Genomic DNA, 17,429 nt, shown 5'->3' on the forward strand with positions numbered 1-17,429 from the left:
TATGGACCCCTACGCAGCACTTCGCTATAAGGAATTCAACATATTTTTGATTGTACGCTTTGCCATGGTATTTGCATGGTCCATGCAGTTTATTGTGATTGAATGGCAGGTATACTCCTTGACCAAAGACCCGCTTTCGCTTGGTATTATCGGTTTGATGGAAGTGATTCCTGCGGTGAGCATGGCCTTATTTGCCGGACATATCGTAGATCAAAAAGAAAAGCGAAACCTATTGATTACCTGTATTGGCGGGTTCTCTGTAATAAGTCTTGGACTGTTCTTGTTGAGCTGGCCCGGGCTTGAAGAGTCATGGGAATCCAAAACAATTCTTTATTCCATTTACGCCTTGGTGTTCTTGGGAGGATTTGTGCGCTCGTTTTTAGGTCCGACCATATTCTCATTGATTGCTTTGATCGTTCCCAAAAAAATATATCCGAATGCCGCTACGTGGAGCAGTTCCACATGGCAATTGGCCTCTGTTTTGGGTCCGGCGCTGGCGGGTTTTTCCATTAGCTGGATTGGGGTGCATTGGAGCATGTGCGTTATTTTCGGTTTCTCTTTGTTCGCCTTGATTTTTCTTTTCCAGATTCCCAGAAAACCTATTATGAACCCAAAAATCGGCGAGCCTGTTTTTCAAAGTTTGAAGGATGGACTCAAGTTTGTTTTTGGTAACAAGGCCATTTTTGGGGCATTGACCTTGGATATGATTGCCGTACTTTTTGGTGGGGCCGTAGCACTATTGCCGGTTTATGCCCAGGACATTTTGCATGTGGGCTCCGAAGGTTTCGGGATTTTACGGGCGGCTCCAGCGGTAGGAGCATCCATTACCATGTTGGGGTCTACAAGATTTCCCTTGCATAAAAATGCGGGTAAAAAATTGTTGATGGCAGTATTTTCCTTCGGTGTCTGCATCATTGTTTTTGGGCTATCGGAATTGTTTTGGCTATCGGTGATTGCCTTGTTCCTCAGTGGTGCTGTGGATGGTGTTTCCATGATCATACGGCAGACTATTTTACAATTAAAGACGCCAGATAATATGCGTGGCAGGGTAGCATCAGTGAACTCCATGTTTGTGGGTTCCTCCAACGAGTTGGGAGCCTTTGAAAGTGGATTGGCGGCCAAATTATTGGGAACGGTTAGCGCAGTAGTTTTCGGTGGATGTATGACATTATTGACAGCGGGAACAACGGCTATTGTTTCGCCGAGCTTCAGGCGATTGGACCTTCAAAAAGACATTGAAGAGCACGAAAAGGAAGATTAATTTTCTAGTTTTTCCAAAATCAATTTTTCACCATCAAAAACGGCATAAGTAAAATAGGAAATCCAATCCCCTAAATTGGTATAGGTCGATTTTTCATTGAGTTTGATTTCCATAGGAAGGTGTCGATGACCAAAAATGAAATGGTCATAGTGTTGTTGCTCCAGCTTTCGTTTGGCATATAAAATCAGCCATTCCTTGTCCTCTCCCAAAAAAGTAGCATCCGCATCCCCGGAAATCACCTTGTTGTTCACGGATAGATGTTGTCCCAATCGAACCCCCAAATCAGGGTGCAACCATTTAAAAAACCATTTGGCCACGGGATTGGTAAATACTTTTTTCATGCGTTTGAAGCCCTTGTCGTGCGGACCCAATCCATCGCCATGGCCGATAAAAAAGGAAGTATCGTTGATAAGATACTGCTGAGGTTTGTGGTAGACAGGTATGTTGAGCTCTTCTTCAAAATAACCATTCATCCAAAGATCGTGATTGCCCACAAAATAGGTAATGGGAATACCCATGTCCGATAGTTCGGCCAGCTTTCCCAAGGTGCGGGTAAAGCCTTTTGGCACTACGGTTTTGTATTCAAACCAAAAGTCAAAAAGGTCACCCATTAAAAAAATGGCAGCAGCATCTTCCTTTATGGAATCGAGCCAAGCCACAAATTTTTTCTCGCGGGGCAAACTATCCTTTCGGGTAGGTGCCCCGAGGTGATTATCGCTAGCGAAATAGACTTTCTTGCCTTTAGGCAGGGCAATGTTCTTCATTTACTTTTTGTAACGTCTGTTGCTTCGTATTCTGTTGACCACATATACCACAATCACAAAAAGGGCAAGTATGGGGAAAATCAAATCATTCATAACTACTTTTATTTTTTAAATTTTTCCAATGCTTTTTTAGTGTTGGGCGACAGAGCCAATCGTCCTGATGCTTCGGCACGTTCCAATAATAGGTCGTCCCAATGCTCGGTTCCTTCCCACAAGGCTTTTTTCATTTCAGCCAAGGCTTCGGGATTATAGGTTGCCAGTTTTTGCAGGTGAATATCCAGTTCCTTGTCCATTTCGGAAATGGAGTCGTATACCTTGGCGTAAAGGCCTTGTTCTTTGGCCCAATAGGCATTTTTCCACTCCGTGGGATATAAAGTGAGCTCGGCGAGAGCTGCTTTTCCCATTTTGCGTTCCACAGCGGGAGCGATGACGAACGGACCAATTCCTATAGAAATTTCGGATAGTTTGATGGCTGCCTGCTCGGTCGCATGTACATAATCGCAAGCCGAAGCCAAACCTACACCGCCACCAACGCTCTTTCCTTGAACCCGACCGATAATGGGTTTGGGACATTTGCGCATGGCATTGATGACATTGGCAAAGCCACTAAAGAACTGTTTGCCTTCTTCCAAATTGGAAACGGCCACAAGTTCATCAAAAGAAGCTCCTGCACAAAAGGCTCTTTCTCCCTCTGATTTAAGAACAATGACGGAAACTTCATCATTTTTCCCAAGTTGGTCAAACTCCTTGGCTAGTCTGGCCAAAAGTTCGGACACAAAGGAGTTGCTTGCCGGATGGCCGAATTCGACCGAGGCAATCCTGTTTTCTATTTTGGTATATAAACTTCCGTTGGTTCTATCCGTTGTCATTAAATTCAGTTATCAGTTATCAGTTATCAGTTATCAGTTATCAGTTATCAGTTATCAGTTATCAGATGTCAGATGTCAGATGTCAGATGTCAGATGTCAGATGTCAGATTTCTGCGGATACTAAATTAAGGGTTTTGCACCAAGGGTCTGAACTTTCTTCTAAATTTCCAGACCAGAGAGAATCCGCGAATCATCATCCAGACGACAAAAGCTATCCAAATGGCATGTATGCCGAGACCGGCGTATAATCCTAAATAGAGGCAAGGTATAAACCCTAAAAAGGTAGCTGCCAAGAGTACGTTTCTTAGGTATTTCATTTCGCCCATACCTTTAAAAATCCCATCAAAAATGAATGCCAATGTATTCATGGGCAACCCAAGAATCACAATGTAAAAAATGCTGTAGAAGGTATTGAGCACAATTTCCTCATTAGAAAATATGTGTCCAATGGGGCGGTAAAATATAAAACCAAAACACATGAGGATGAGACTTACAATCATCCCGTATTTGAATATGGTCTTTGCGAGTTTCCACAAACCATTATAATCTGCGGCGCCCAAAAGTTTACCGCCCATGCTATTGCCGGCTGCAGCATAACCATCAATAAAAAATGCGGCGAACAACCAAAGGTTGACAGCGATAGTGTGAGCTCCGATGAAGCGGTCCCCCAATGTGGTGGCTTCGCGAACTGCCAGCATCAAAGCGGCATTCAAGGCCAAGGTCCTTACAAAAAGGTTAAGGCTCATAAATATCAATCTTTTGATTTCCTTGTTCAGCGGGAAGGTCAATTTTAAGCTGATATCGGTTTTTTTCACAAGTAGGATAAAGGCCAATATTGCCATAATGGCCTGTGCAATCAAACTCGCCCATGCTGCACCTTCCAAGTACAATGCGGGAATGAATCCCTCAATGCCATATACCAAAACAAAGTCCAACATGATGTTGAGCCCGCCCCCCAACATGGCGATGACCATGGGATAAAAGGTGTTCTGGAGTCCACGGAAAATCCCAAAAATGGCAAAAGTGAACAGGGTAAGCGGAAATCCCCAAACCCGAATGGAGTAATAGGAAACACAGTAGTCCAATATTTTGCCCGATGCATTAAATAGCGCAAAAATCTCTTCGATTACAAAAATGGTGGTGAGCAGGACTACCAGGCTCAAACAGATGTTCAGAAAAATGGCCTGAGCAGGCAGATTTTTAACTTCGGATAACCTGCCGGCACCCAAATATTGGGATATTATGGCAGAAATGGCACTACGGGTCTGTCCGAGAACCCAAATGAGCATGGACAAAAAGGAACCTACGATTCCTGCCGCTGCCAATGATTCCAATCCGTCCACTGGAATATTGCCAACAATGGCCGTATCCGTAATGGACAGTAAGGGTTCTGCAATACCCGAAATGGTCGCGGGGATTGCCAATTGGTTGATGCTCTTAAAATTTACCTGTGTGCTCAAATCGGCGACAAGTTACAGCACTAATTCATAACAATGAAAGGGATGCTTGCTTTGTTTGGGAAAGTAGATGTCCCCAAGTTTTTGATACCCTCTTTGTTCGTAAAAACATTGGTTTCTTTTGTTCTGGGAAAAGGTGTCCAAGCGTACTGAGATAAAGTTGTTATCTCTTGAATAGTTTTCGGCAAAATCCATCATTTGTTGGGCCAATCCCTTGCCTTGAAGTTTAGGGTCTACTGACAGGCGGTGGATGTAGGTGCTGTTTCCGTTTGGAGTCAGCCATTGTATGGGTTTGTATTCCTCGTCCATCAATGTGGATATGACGATGGTGCCCTGGATGGCATGGTTTTCCTCAATCACAAAAAGTTCATTGCGTTCAATGTCCTTTATGAATGCTTCTTTGGATGGATAGTGCTCGTTCCATTGAAAAATGCCGTTATCCTGCATTTTTTTGGAACAGGCTTGGGTTATGGTCAAGATATCGGGGATTTCGGATATCTTTGCGCGTCTTATCATTGATTCGTTTCAATTTAATTGTAAATTTAAGGTTTAATCGTAATCACCAAACCATGAACAATATACTTGTACCTATTGGAACTTCTCCAGATTCTCATCAAACACTGCAATACGCCGTTGATTTTGCCTCTAATTTTGGAGCTAAAATCTATGTAATGGACGTATTTAACGTAACCACGGCTGTTGGTAGCTTGGCGAACGTTGAAGAAAAGGTGGCAAAAAGCAGTAAGGAACATTTAAAGGAGGTTATTGATCAAGTAGATACCAAAGGGGTAGAAATTAAAATGGCTACTTACAATGGTGATATCATCGATGGATTAAAAAGCATCAATAAGGAACTTGGCATTGACTTGATCATTATTGCACCAAAAAGTAACGACATCCAAGAAGAACTTTATTTAGGGAATACCTCTGGAAGAATTATCAAACAGACGGAAATCCCCACCCTTATAGTTCCCAAAGGAACCGTTTTTAAACCTGCCAAAAAGATATTGACAGCTTTTGGTTCCGGTATATTGAAGCGAAGTAGCATTCTGAACCCATTAATCATTATCAAGAACAAGTTCAGGTCTGAAGTAAGCCTATTATTGGTAAAAAGACCGGGCTATACCGAGGATGATCTTAAGGTGAACACTGCTTTAATGGATTTGAGCTCACAATTGACCATTACAGAGAACGGCACTACCTATTTAGGGGTAACGGAGTATTTTCAGAAAGAGCACCCGGATATGTTGTGCGTATTTCGCAGAAAACGTGGATTCTTTAAAAAACTATGGGAAAAGAACACGATTCAGAAGTCGGAGTTCTTCGTGAAGATACCGGTATTGGTACTCAGCGTTAAAAAAGATTAAGGAAGCGACGCAATTTTTGATACTTTCGGAAAAAAGTATTTATTTTGCGCTCTCTTTGGGGGATTAGCTCAGTTGGCTAGAGCGCTTGCCTGGCAGGCAAGAGGTCACCGGTTCGAATCCGGTATTCTCCACGATCAAGCGCAAGGGATTGCGTTTAAAACTAAGAAAAGCCGCCAAATTTATTTGAGCGGCTTTTGTGTTTTAAATGCCCAGGACCTAAAGTCATGGCCCTTGCATTTGCAAAACTGGATTTTACGGAACAACCTGTTAATCCGGTATTCTCCACGAAAATTGAAAAGCACCTTATAAATGGGGTGCTTTTTTTCTGAATATTCGATGAAATTTTTCCGGAAGCTCATCGGTAATACAGATTTTCTTTTTAGTAAATGGATGCTCAAAATTCAGGGCGTGGGCGTGAAGGTACAACCCTTTGCCTTTTAAAATTAGGCCCTCTAAAGCATATTCTTTGTCTCCGAGTATGGGATTGCCCAAACTGAAGAGATGTTTGCGCAATTGGTGCCTTCTACCTGTTTTGGGATGTAATTTTACTAGGTTGAGGGTGCCGAAACGCTTCGATGGAACCGACCCGACAACCTTGTAATCGGAATGTGACAGTTTTCCATCTATATCAGAGTTTATGGTTCCCCGTGGCTTCATTTTGCCAATAGCCATGGCATAGTAGGTTTTAGAGATGAGTTTGTCCTCGAACATGTTGTTTAAAGCTCGGATGCTGCTGTGAGTTTTGCCCACCAAAACAATGCCCGTTGTGGCATAATCCAATCGGTGGACAGGTTGAGGGGTAGTGGAGTCGGGAAGCGAACTGGGTGTAAGATTTTGCGGTAAAGCGTTGGTCATGGTCTTGAACTTGTTGCCGCTCACTTCGATTCCCGCGGGTTTGTGGATGGCTGCCAAATGTTCATCTTCAAATAACACTTGGAGGGGGAATATGAGTTGTTTATTAGGTGTAGGATCTTCTGGAATGGTCAAAACAATACGTTCGCCACCATTGATTATGGTAGCGGTCGAGGCAATGAAACCGTTTACGGTAATGTAGCCTTTTTTTAAAGTTTTTTTAAGTGCAGATTTGGTAGGGACCATTTTAAAAATACCTACTCCGTACTCCTGTAGCCGCTGGGGTTCGGGAATATCGGGAGCGATATGTTCTTCTATATGGCTATTGATACTTCTATTTTTTATTCAAGTCCGTTAATTTCAAAATGAGTCTTATAAATTTTGCTTAAGCCATTATTGCTTTGGTTGATGTATTCTTGGAAGTCGGATACCGAATCAAATGGCTTTGGGGACAAATTGTTTCGGCGGCTGGTGAAATAGAGCGTCTGGTTAGTCTCATCATAGAACGGGCAATATTCCATGTATTTTGTATTGATGGGAGCTCCGATGTTCTTTGCCTTGTCCCATTTTCCGTTTTCATCTTTCATGGAAATATAGAGGTCACCACTACCTAGACCGTCATCTTCGTTATACCTTGAAAAAAGAATAAAATCTTCATTCTTGGAGATAAAGGCATTGAATTCATATCCGGAAGTATTGATGTTTTCATCCAATAATTGTGGGGTTGAATATGAGCCATTTTCCCAGCGGGAAATGTAAATGTCGTCCTTTCCAAGTCCGTCGGGCGATTCCAAGGTAAAGTATAGGTTGTTGATGTTGCTTATAGAGGGATAAAACTCATTAAGGCCGGAATTTACGGGTGTGCCGATATTCTTAGGGTTTGACCAATCTTTCTCAGGGCCGCTTCGTTCCACATACCAGATGTCAAAATCCTTTTTTTCCTTACTCGAATCATTCAATGGTCTATCGGAAACAAAGAACAATCGCTTTGCATCGGGTGAGAGAAATGGTTCCAAGTCCATGTATGAAGTTGAAAAGGACATCAGTTCTGGCTCCGTCCACCCGTTATCCTCCTTTTTGATATATGCAATCTGAGAAATATCCTGTAACGGACTCTGGATGGTGAAAAAGGCCTCGTTCCCATCTTCGGAAATACAAAAATCACGAACGTTCAGGAATTGGTTAAGGACACTGCTAAACTGTGTGACCTCGTTTTGATTCTGTGCGATTACACGGTTCAAGCACAGCACCAGAAAAATAATCAATCCAGTTTTTCCCATGTATTATTTATGAATTATTTCAGGAATCGTAAATGTACCATATTTTACATCATAATTTTGTAACTCCCCCTTTCTCGCACCAAACTTTACCATCCTTTTAATACCTATTTTTTGTATTTGCCGCATGCTTTTTTGAACTTTACTTCAAAACAAAATCAACATGAAACTAGAAGGAAAAGTAGCATACATCACAGGAGGAACCAAAGGTATCGGATATGGAATTGCCGAAAGCTTATTGGAGCATGGCATGAAGGTTGCCATTAGCGGACGGAGTCGAGAAAGCGCAGATGCCGCTGTAAAAGGCTTAAACAACCCGAATAATGTATTGGGATTGGTATCCGATGTGTCCAAATTGGATGATGAGAAAAAAGCCGTGGCCGCCATTCTGGATACATGGGGGCAATTGGATGTGGTAATGGCCAATGCAGGCGTTGGACATTTTGCTCCAATCGATGAATTGGAGGACGAGAAATGGCATCAAATGATCGATACAAATTTGAACGGAGTGTATCACACACTTAAAGCCTCGGTGGACGCTTTGAAAAAATCTGAAGGTTATTATATGACCTTGGCCAGTTTGGCTGGAACCAATTTCTTTGCTACGGCAGCAGGTTACAACGCCACTAAGTTTGGTGTAGTAGGTTTTACTCAGGCAGCTATGCTGGATTTAAGGCAGTATAATATAAAGGTGACCACCATTATGCCGGGTTCCGTTGCCAGTCACTTTAACGACCACGAACCATCGGAAAAAGATGCATGGAAAATACAGCCAGAGGACATCGGCAAATTGGTCGTTGATTTGCTGACCATGCACCCACGTACCTTGCCAAGTAAAATAGAAGTACGCCCTACGCGCCCCGATTTAAAATAATCAATCTAGTTTTTCGGTAAGGGGCACTGCGGCATTGCAGATTTCACGTATCAATTGGAATAGATAATTTTCAAAGGTTGCAAGGGTATCCGAATGTATTCGGTTATCCTTGTCCTCTGAAAACGGGAACAATCCTTTGCTTAAATTTTTAAAAGAAATAATTCCAGCCTGTACATCGCTTATGCCGTGTTTTTTTTTGGAATACAGGTAGGCGTAGCAGAGCAATTGGAACGCCTTGCTCTTGTCGTAATCCGTGATGAGCGTTTCCCAATCCGTTATTTTCACGTTTTTGGCTTCCACTTTTCCCGTTTTGTAATCTATGATGCGCACTGTGCCGTCAAATTCATCGACACGGTCCAAGGTTCCCTTTAGTTTGATGGTAAAATCAATCCCTGGCACCGAAATAAATTCTTCATAGCGCTCTTCGAGCGCCAATATTTTTATTTCGTGACGTTTGAGATGTCGGAGTTCATCGTCCAAGAAATTGTGGAGGTATTTTAGGATGACATTGTAGACCAGCAGAAACTTACCTTTTGAAACATCCACCCCGGATAGGTTCTTGGTAAAGTGATGTTGCACAACCTCGGGTACTTGCTTTTTTAGGGACCGGATGTTTGTTTCCGTCAATATTTGATTGACGAGCGGTGTATAAAGCTGCTCCAAACTATCATGAATAATGGTCCCGAAGGTATTGGCGGCAATATTTTCCTCTACCTCCTCCAAATCATTGATTTTAAGTAGGTTTCTGGTGTAAAAATCAATCGGGTTTCTGATGTAATTGGTCAAAGATGTGGGAGAAAATCCGCTTAGAGCAAAAGCCTTCAAGTCCTCCATAAATTTTCTATCCTTTTCAATCTGTATGAGAGATTTGGGTTCTATGGAAATTTTGGGCGTTGCAATGGTGTGGGATATATGCTGTTTTAGATTTTTATCTGTCAGCAATTGTGTGATCAATCGGCTTTTTTCTCCACCTTCCAAAACATCTGGTTCGGTGTTGTATGTAATATAAACGTTCTTGGCCCGCTGTATGAGTCTGTAAAAGTGATAGACGTATATGGCGTCTTTTTCCTTGTAGGTGGGCAGGCCATAATCTCGCTTTACATCAAAAGGAATAAAGGAGTTGTTGGATTTACCAGAAGGAAGAATGCCCTCGTTAACCGAAGTAATGATCACAGTTTCAAAATCGAGGTTCCGGCTCTCCAACATCCCCATAATTTGAAAGCCCGTCAACGGTTGGCCAATAAAATCTAAGCTCTCCATGTTGGCCAATTGTTTAAATAGATTTTTGATGGATTTGAGTTCCCCCATAAATTCCACCTTGTCCAAATATTGTCCCAATTGGTTGAAGAGGGCATAAAACCGATATAGATATTCAAGTTCCAGCGCATTTTTTTCTTCTTGATAGATAATCTTCAGACGTTCTATCAATTCCAAACAATTGCTTATCCAATCCATTGGGGTCATGGTTTTTTCCGGAAAAATGATGGATAATAATTCTTTTGCCTTTGGATATTTCTCGATTGTTAAGGCATTAATGTACAGTATATTGCGTTCTTTGATGCCTTTGGATAAGTGTTGCGCAAAGCTTCCTTGCTCTTCGGTCGAGAGTGTCAGTGTATAGGGATTAGAGGTAAATTCCATTACCCGTTTATAGAACCATCCGCGGTCAGAAACATTTAGATGTAACTCCAAAAAGGTGGTGAAAAATGAATAGAGCACAGTTTTGTTCAATGGCATTCCCATGGTGATGTTAACTTCGGGAATGGTGCTGGGAACAGCATTGAGCATCGGGTTCAGTAAAGTTTCATCCGCGAGGACGAGAGCTGTTTTACCCAAATCAATTGTGCTGTCTGCTTCGATGGTTTGTAACAACTGCCCCACATATTTAGTTTGTGAGATGTTTTTTGGAACACCAACTATTTGGATGTTCTTCTGTTTAAGAAAGTTGTTCTGGGGCTCTATTTTATGTCCGTGCTTGTAGTATGGCCAGTTGTATTGATAATCCCTGACGAACAAGCCGGCATCGTGTATGGGATCTTCCAGAAAATAGCAATCGATATCCCAGTAGATGTGTGAGTTGCCTTGTTCCAGATAATGTTGAATAATGGTCGATTCTGCGGCATTTAGTGCATTGAAACCAATAAATATAATGGGGTTACCATCGACTTTTGGATTAGTTCCGCTTTGAACTGCCTTAACAGCTTCTCTTTGTATTAGTCCCTGATAGCCCCGTTTTTGTTCGATAAGGGCCGTATGAAAATCATGATATATGGTTTCTAGGTTCTTCCAAAGTTGAAGATAGTTCTCGACCAGTTCCGTTTTTTCTTTGCTGGCCGACCAATGGTTGATTTCTTTAATGGCGGACAAGTAATTTAGAATGTCGGCAGCCGGAATTAGATAACCGTCTATTTCGTTGAAATCCTGCAAAAGTGTTTGACCCCAGTTTATAAATGATGCAAAGTCATCCGGTTGGTCTATTTGAGATTGTTTGTAAACCCTAAAAAGAAGGAGCAACAAATCAATGTTCGCTGCTTGCTCCATATCGGAAAGGTTTCCGATGAATTCTTGAATGGATAGAACCTGAGGACTAAATACGTTTTTCTCCAATTTGGCGGAGATGTGTTTTTTTAAAAAAGTGCCCGACCTTTTACTGGGAAGTACATAGGTGCATTTGGTTATATCCAACTGTTTTTGGGCAAGGTCATCCAGCACATGTTCAAGGAAGGTGTTATGCATGGATTAAAAATAAAAAAGGCCCCGCATTTGCGGAGCCTTTTTCTAGAAAACTTTGTTTCTAATTATTTTACCAAGTTGATTTCAACTCGTCTGTTTTGTGCTCTACCAGCTCTTGTATTGTTAGTAGCGATTGGTTTTTCTTCACCGTAACCAATTGCACTCAATCTAGAAGAATCGATTCCTTTGTCGATCAAGAAATCTCTAACAGAGTTAGCTCTTTCTTCAGAAAGTTTCTGGTTCAATTTGTCGCTACCTACACTATCAGTGTGACCTTCAACTGTAAATTTAGCAGTTGGGTACTCGTTCAAGATTTGGATAATGTCAACCATTACAGAAGTAGATTCTGCTTTGATAGAAGATTTACCAGTATCGAACAAGATAGTTCTAGCGTAATCGTTCAATTGCTTCTGAACTTCTTCAGTTACTTCAGGACATCCTTTGTTAGCTACTGTACCAGCAACTTCTGGACATTGGTCGTCTTTATCAAGAACACCATCACCATCAGTATCAGGCCAAGGGCATCCGTTGTTTGCAGCAGGACCAGCTTCGTTAGGACACTCGTCATCTTTATCAGCAACACCGTCACCATCAGCATCAGGACAACCAGCTAGAGCAGGAAGACCAGCTTCGTTAGGACAAGCATCATCTTTGTCGGCAACACCGTCACCATCAGAATCAGGACATCCGTTCATTTCTTTGGAACCAGCTTCGTTAGGACAAGCATCTTTAGAATCTTCGATACCGTCACCGTCAGAATCAGGACATCCGTTGAAAGCAGCTAGACCAGCAACTTCTGGACAAGCATCATCTTTGTCGTAGATACCATCACCGTCTGTATCAGTTCCACCAAATTTGATGCTGATACCAGCCATGTGTTGGAAATGCTTAACCAAGTAATCTTCGAAAGCGTGCTTGTATTGTGTTTGAAGTGTCAAACCAAGGTTATCAGAGAACCAAAAGTTAAGACCAACACCACCATTTACTGTACCGGCACCGATTTCGTCAACCCAAGTATAACCACCACCAATTTCTACGAAAGGATCGATAGTAGTGTTTTTTAGAAAGTTGTACTTAATTGTACCATCAATAGCATAGTGAGATAGATCATCAACTTCAAAATCTCCTAACTTTTCAATTCTGTTCAAGGAACCTCTTGCTCCAACAGAGAAACCATCACCAACATACTTGGAAACGGCTACATAAGAAACGGAAGGCAAAATGTTCCAGTGATCGGATACATTAAAGTACTCATCGAACAATGTTGTACTGGAAAAAGGATTGTTCTCGTCGTTAGTAGGATAAGTGTCTATCGCATTCACCCCAATGCTAACTTGCCAGGGATTATTTTCGTCCTGCGCTTGTATACTGTTGATCCCTACAAATACAAGAGCAACAACCAATAATTTGCTAAGATGTTTCATGCTCAAAATTTTAAGTTTAAGTGTTTATCAGCAGCAAATGTAAGTTGTTAAGACTTATTAACAAAATCTAAATTTCTTTTTTTTTGACTCATTTGCTGTCAGAATTGTTGCATTTCGTCGAATTTAGATGACCTTTAACGACTTTCCTACCTTTATAAAGGCATTAATAGCATGGTCCAAATGCTCTTTTTCATGGGCTGCGGAGAGCTGTACCCTTATCCTGGCCTTGTCTTTAGGTACTACCGGATAAAAGAAGCCGATTACATAGATACCCTCTTTTAATAGCATATCGGCCATATTTTGCGATAGCTTGGCATCGTACAACATTACTGGAACGATCGCCGAATCGCCATCAATGACATCAAAGCCAGCTTCTTTCATGCCTTTTTTGAAATATTCTGTATTGCTCTGCAACTTGTCGCGCAAAGAGGTATCGGTATCCAACATTTCGAAAACTTTAATCGATGCACCAACAATGGCAGGTGCCAAGGAGTTGGAGAACAAATAAGGTCTGGAGCGTTGACGTAGGAGTTCTATGATTTCCTTTTTACCTGTAGTATAACCGCCCATGGCACCGCCCAAAGCTTTGCCTAAAGTTCCTGTTATGATATCGATACGGTCCATCACCCCTTTTTCTTCCAACGTACCACGGCCTGTTTCACCAATAAAACCTGCGGCATGGCATTCATCTATCATAACCATAGCATCGTACTTATCCGCTAGGTCACATATTTTATCCAGAGGAGCCACGAGACCATCCATCGAGAATACACCGTCTGTAACGATAATTTTAAAGCGTGCACCATCGGCAACACTTTGCTTAAGGCTTTTCTCCAAGTCGGCCATATCGTTGTTGGCATAACGGTAACGCTTAGCCTTGCACAAACGCACACCATCAATAATGGAGGCGTGGTTCAGGGAATCTGAGATGATAGCGTCCTCAGCTGTTAGCAATGGCTCAAAAACACCACCATTGGCATCAAAAGCAGCTGCATATAATATGGTATCCTCCGTTCCGTAGAAATCTGCAATCTTCTGTTCCAGTTCTTTATGGATGTCCTGCGTCCCGCAAATAAACCGTACCGAAGACATTCCAAATCCGTGAGTGTCCATGGCATCCTTTGCGGCCTGAATCACATCTGGGTGCGAGGAGAGACCCAAGTAGTTGTTTGCACAAAAATTGATGACTTCCTCACCTGTAGATATTTTTATCACCGCCCCTTGTGGAGATGTAATGATTCGCTCTTTTTTAAATAGGCCAGCTTCTTCAATATCTTTCAATTCGTTGGCCAAATGCTCTTTTATTTTTCCGTACATATCTTTAATTAGCTTTATACAAAAATAGGGTCTATTTCTTGGTCAATATAAACAATAACAGATTGTTTGATTTTAAAATCCATATCTCGTAGTATATCCGCATAGTTGGCAATCTGCTCTTTGTGCTTGGGCGACGGTTTCCCGGTCTTATAATCTATGATGGTGGCCTCCTTGCCAGAAATGACAATTCTATCGGGCCTCAGCAAAAGCCCGTCCTTTGTTAAAATCTCTCTTTCGTTCAAAATATCAAGACCATCGAGGAACAGGTCCTTCAATTTTGGATGGCTCACCACCGACATGATCTTTTGTTTGATGTCATCTGCTGCTTCCTGTGGAAAATGCCCTTCAATCTCCAAACGCTCCAAAACGATATCAACATCGGAAACTGTTTCAATCTGGCTCAATGCAAAGTGAATCACATTCCCCATTTCGATGGCCTCCATCCGTTCATCGTCCCACAAGCGGCCGGATTTTGTCGAAATCGTAAATCCAACATCATCTTTGGGTCGGGTCACATAACGGATGTGGTTTTCTACAGACTCCGAAGAAGTTTCCACCATCTCTTTTGATGGAAAGGTTCCCAAGATGTAAGTACCACTTTCATTTTCAGGAATGTTTTTTTGCTGAACATATAATTGGAATAGGTCAGAGTAGGACGTGGCAGCATCAATTGAAGCTATATCTTTCTTTGGGCTCTCGGTGATGATGAATAGTCCTTTTGCGGGGCGGGTGAGGGCCACATAGAGCACGTTCATGGAATCCAGCAACGTTTTTTGTTCTTCGTCCACATATTTTTGATGGGCCACTTCGTTGTACTCCAACATATCTTTATTGTTGTTGATCAAGAATTCATCCAGCCCCAAAGCTTTGTCGTCGGTTGTGGCAGGAACCCATGCTTTCTTTTTCTTCCGCTTGTCATCCAAAATGGCGTTGGCAAAAGGGAAAATCACAAAAGGAAACTCGAGTCCCTTGGCTTTGTGAATGGTCATAATTTTTACCGCATCCACACCGTCGGGCGCTGCAATGGACAGGGATTCTTTTTTTACCGCCCAATAATTAAGGAAAGCATACACGCTGGGACCTTCTCTTTTTTCCAGATCCAGCACTTCGTCCATTAAAAAGGACAGGTGGGCCACGGAACCTTGATACAGTTCAAATTGTACTATGGCCGTTTCCAGAATGGTCAAAACCGGCTCTCCTTTCAAGTCCGTAATGTTGAAGTTATAGTGTTGGGCCAAGAAGGTTTCAATATCCTCCAAGTGTTTGCTAATAAAGCTGTGCTTGCCTTTTTCATCGGGGGACACATACTTTAATATATGGTATGCTGCCTCTCTATCTTCAGCATTTTCAAAAATTCGGAGGATGGATATCAAAAAAATGACTTTCTCATTCTTTGCCAACAAAAGTGCATCCGAAGAAATGATGGGAATGTTCTGCTGGGCCAAAAAGTCCGCTAACAACATTCCTTTTTTATTGTCGCGTACCAGCACGCAGATATCCGAATAAGCATGATTTTCAGAAATGATACGGTGGATGGACCTTAAGGTTTCTTCGCAATAGGCACTATCCTTGTCTTCCATATTTGCATCCAAAAACATCATTTGAATATAACCTCCCGGCTTATTGTTTGTTTTTTGATGTGAATCGTTCAAAAAGAGGTTGCGATAATCTTTATTGCGGAGTACAGGGGCCATTTCCGTAAAAAAGCTGTTGTTGAAATTTACGATTTCATCCGAACTGCGCCAGTTGGTGTCCAAGGAATGGATGGAGGGCGCTAACACAAACGGGTGCGATTTTCCATTTATAAGATCAAGGAACTGCTCGGCCCGCCCGCCACGCCAACGATAAATGGCCTGCTTTACATCGCCTACCAAAAAAAGGGAACCGCGTTCGTGCTTTTCGTCCTCGCTTTCCAGGGCGTTGCCAATAAGGGGCACCAAGTTTTCCCATTGCATTTTGGAGGTGTCCTGGAACTCATCAATAAAATAATGACGGTATTTTTCGCCCATCCGCTCGTAAATGAAAGGTACAGGTTGGTTCTTGATTTCCTTGGACAGAATTGCGTTCAGGGAGGAAATGGGAATGATGTCCCTATCCAGCTCAATGTTCTTTATCTCCTTGGCGATTTCGTTCAGGACCGTCATGGGTACGATGTTGCCATATATGTTTTGGAGATAACTGTGCCGATACACAAGTCGCTTTATGATGAGATAGTTTTCCAAAATGGTCACGGCCAATTGGGTCACGTCTCTTTTGTCGCTTGCCTTGAGCAATTTTCCTTCAATCAGATTGGGTTCCAAAGTTTTGGCGGCGTACAATTTTTTTGGGTCAAGTTCCCCATCCACCATTTTTTTAAAATGATTGGGCAAGGTTTGTCTAGGGAAATCGGCAAAATCAAAACCTTGATTCTCTATTTCCTGAAGGACAGTTTGAGCCAATTGTTTTACCTTCTCTACGATAGCTTTGCTTTCCGATGCTATCCGCTTTTGAATGTCTTGAAAATCCCCGATGGATTTATCCCGCAATGGGTCAATGTGGTTTACATGATTTTCTTGAAACAGCAGTTTGCCAATTTCTATAAGATCGTAAGTGATGTTCCAGCTTTTGTCGTCATCAATTTTTTCGAGGGAAAAGGCGATGAGGACTTCGGTGAGCTTTTCATCATTACCGGCTCGCTCCAATATTCTGCCCACGGCTTCTTCCAGCAATAAATCCAGGTTAAGTTCCACCTCAAAATTTTGCGAAAGGTGAAGGTCTCTGGCAAACGTTTTTATGATTTTGTGGTTGAACTTGTCAATGGTCGAAATCTCAAAAAAAGAATAGTTGTGAAGAATGCGTTTGAGAATGATTCGCGATCGTTGACTCAACTGTTCTTCAGAGAGCAAGAGTTCATCACAAAGTGATTGGAATAAACCTTTCTGTTTTTCAGGAACTGCATCTTGACCAAAGGCGAACAGGTTGTCCAAAATTCTGGTCTTCATCTCGTCCACCGCCTTGTTGGTGAAGGTAATGGCCAAAATCTGACGGAATTTTGTAGCAGAATTGTTGGAAAGCAATAAAGTAAGATAGGTTTTGGCAAGGGCATATGTTTTGCCCGAGCCTGCAGATGCGCTGTATATTTTAAAATTGGAGCCTTCCAAAAGCCTTTTTCCTGCAAATTAAGGATTCCTTACCTGATGTTAACATGGTTTTAGCGGAATATAAATGTTAAAATCCGTATTTTTACATAAATTG

The 17,429-nt window shown here is 42.0% G+C and carries 13 protein-coding genes and 1 tRNA gene; 4 read left to right on the forward strand and 10 right to left on the reverse strand.

The genetic code is table 11. From position 1 onward, the window contains the following. The first annotated feature begins 1 nt into the window (after position 1). On the forward strand, positions 2-1,261 hold the full coding sequence (locus GUA46_RS02380; protein WP_176619147.1) for an MFS transporter: 1,260 nt from the start codon (positions 2-4) through the stop codon (positions 1,259-1,261). Here the strand turns inward: GUA46_RS02380 and GUA46_RS02385 are convergent. The 4 genes from GUA46_RS02385 to GUA46_RS02400 form a co-directional block, all read right to left on the reverse strand. Beyond that, positions 1,258-2,025, reverse strand: a complete 768-nt coding sequence (locus GUA46_RS02385) for a UDP-2,3-diacylglucosamine diphosphatase (protein WP_176619148.1) — start codon at positions 2,023-2,025, stop codon at positions 1,258-1,260. The two genes, GUA46_RS02380 and GUA46_RS02385, sit on opposite strands and share 4 nt — an antisense overlap. 101 nt (positions 2,026-2,126) lie before the next feature. Further along, positions 2,127-2,894 (reverse strand): enoyl-CoA hydratase/isomerase family protein, encoded by a 768-nt coding sequence (locus tag GUA46_RS02390; protein ID WP_176619149.1) that lies wholly within the window; start codon positions 2,892-2,894, stop codon positions 2,127-2,129. A 125-nt stretch (positions 2,895-3,019) separates the two neighbouring features. After that, a complete protein-coding gene (locus GUA46_RS02395) occupies positions 3,020-4,354 on the reverse strand; it encodes an MATE family efflux transporter (RefSeq protein WP_176619150.1) in 1,335 nt (444 codons plus the stop codon). A 12-nt stretch (positions 4,355-4,366) separates the two neighbouring features. Then, positions 4,367-4,867 carry a GNAT family N-acetyltransferase gene (locus GUA46_RS02400; protein ID WP_176619151.1) on the reverse strand — a complete coding sequence of 167 codons (501 nt, stop codon included), beginning with the start codon at positions 4,865-4,867 and terminating at the stop codon, positions 4,367-4,369. Positions 4,868-4,920: 53 nt separating this feature from the next. Here GUA46_RS02400 and GUA46_RS02405 point away from each other — a divergent pair, with 53 nt between their 5' ends. Then, the gene (locus GUA46_RS02405) at positions 4,921-5,718 is read left to right on the forward strand and encodes a universal stress protein (protein WP_176619152.1); all 798 of its coding nucleotides are present in this window, start codon (positions 4,921-4,923) and stop codon (positions 5,716-5,718) included. A 57-nt stretch (positions 5,719-5,775) separates the two neighbouring features. After that, positions 5,776-5,849, forward strand: a tRNA-Ala gene (locus GUA46_RS02410). 172 nt (positions 5,850-6,021) lie between these two features. Here GUA46_RS02410 and GUA46_RS02415 read toward each other — a convergent pair. Together GUA46_RS02415 and GUA46_RS02420 are read right to left on the reverse strand one after the other, a co-directional pair. Further along, positions 6,022-6,816: an RluA family pseudouridine synthase gene (locus GUA46_RS02415; protein ID WP_176619153.1), complete on the reverse strand. Its 795-nt coding sequence runs from the start codon at positions 6,814-6,816 to the stop codon at positions 6,022-6,024. Between the two features lie 95 nt (positions 6,817-6,911). Continuing rightward, positions 6,912-7,850, reverse strand: coding sequence for a TolB family protein (locus GUA46_RS02420; protein WP_176619154.1), 939 nt, complete (start codon positions 7,848-7,850; stop codon positions 6,912-6,914). A gap of 160 nt (positions 7,851-8,010) precedes the next feature. Here GUA46_RS02420 and GUA46_RS02425 point away from each other — a divergent pair, with 160 nt between their 5' ends. Beyond that, positions 8,011-8,721 carry an SDR family oxidoreductase gene (locus tag GUA46_RS02425; RefSeq protein WP_108245717.1) on the forward strand — a complete coding sequence of 237 codons (711 nt, stop codon included), beginning with the start codon at positions 8,011-8,013 and terminating at the stop codon, positions 8,719-8,721. On the opposite strand, the gene GUA46_RS02430 is transcribed toward GUA46_RS02425, so the two are convergent. The 4 genes from GUA46_RS02430 to GUA46_RS02445 form a co-directional block, all read right to left on the reverse strand. After that, a complete protein-coding gene (locus GUA46_RS02430; RefSeq protein WP_176619155.1) occupies positions 8,722-11,457 on the reverse strand; it encodes a PD-(D/E)XK nuclease family protein in 2,736 nt (911 codons plus the stop codon). Between the two features lie 62 nt (positions 11,458-11,519). Then, positions 11,520-12,878, reverse strand: coding sequence for an OmpA family protein (locus GUA46_RS02435; RefSeq protein WP_176619156.1), 1,359 nt, complete (start codon positions 12,876-12,878; stop codon positions 11,520-11,522). 123 nt (positions 12,879-13,001) lie between these two features. Further along, positions 13,002-14,195 (reverse strand): glycine C-acetyltransferase, encoded by a 1,194-nt coding sequence (gene kbl, locus GUA46_RS02440; RefSeq protein WP_176619157.1) that lies wholly within the window; start codon positions 14,193-14,195, stop codon positions 13,002-13,004. A 14-nt stretch (positions 14,196-14,209) separates the two neighbouring features. Then, a complete protein-coding gene (locus GUA46_RS02445; RefSeq protein ID WP_176619158.1) occupies positions 14,210-17,335 on the reverse strand; it encodes a UvrD-helicase domain-containing protein in 3,126 nt (1,041 codons plus the stop codon). Positions 17,336-17,429: the final 94 nt, after the last annotated feature.

It is taken from the genome of Flagellimonas chongwuensis (assembly GCF_013376415.1).
GTDB classification, from domain to species: domain Bacteria; phylum Bacteroidota; class Bacteroidia; order Flavobacteriales; family Flavobacteriaceae; genus Flagellimonas; species Flagellimonas chongwuensis.

Coding starts and splice junctions, on each gene's coding strand:
- GUA46_RS02380 (WP_176619147.1), top strand. CDS start 2: ATGGACCCCTACGCAGCACTTCGCTATAAGGAATTCAACATATTTTTG.
- GUA46_RS02385 (WP_176619148.1), bottom strand. CDS start 2,025: ATGAAGAACATTGCCCTGCCTAAAGGCAAGAAAGTCTATTTCGCTAGC.
- GUA46_RS02390 (WP_176619149.1), bottom strand. CDS start 2,894: ATGACAACGGATAGAACCAACGGAAGTTTATATACCAAAATAGAAAAC.
- GUA46_RS02400 (WP_176619151.1), bottom strand. CDS start 4,867: ATGATAAGACGCGCAAAGATATCCGAAATCCCCGATATCTTGACCATA.
- GUA46_RS02405 (WP_176619152.1), top strand. CDS start 4,921: ATGAACAATATACTTGTACCTATTGGAACTTCTCCAGATTCTCATCAA.
- GUA46_RS02415 (WP_176619153.1), bottom strand. CDS start 6,816: ATGGTCCCTACCAAATCTGCACTTAAAAAAACTTTAAAAAAAGGCTAC.
- GUA46_RS02420 (WP_176619154.1), bottom strand. CDS start 7,850: ATGGGAAAAACTGGATTGATTATTTTTCTGGTGCTGTGCTTGAACCGT.
- GUA46_RS02425 (WP_108245717.1), top strand. CDS start 8,011: ATGAAACTAGAAGGAAAAGTAGCATACATCACAGGAGGAACCAAAGGT.
- GUA46_RS02430 (WP_176619155.1), bottom strand. CDS start 11,457: ATGCATAACACCTTCCTTGAACATGTGCTGGATGACCTTGCCCAAAAA.
- GUA46_RS02435 (WP_176619156.1), bottom strand. CDS start 12,878: ATGAAACATCTTAGCAAATTATTGGTTGTTGCTCTTGTATTTGTAGGG.
- kbl (WP_176619157.1), bottom strand. CDS start 14,195: ATGTACGGAAAAATAAAAGAGCATTTGGCCAACGAATTGAAAGATATT.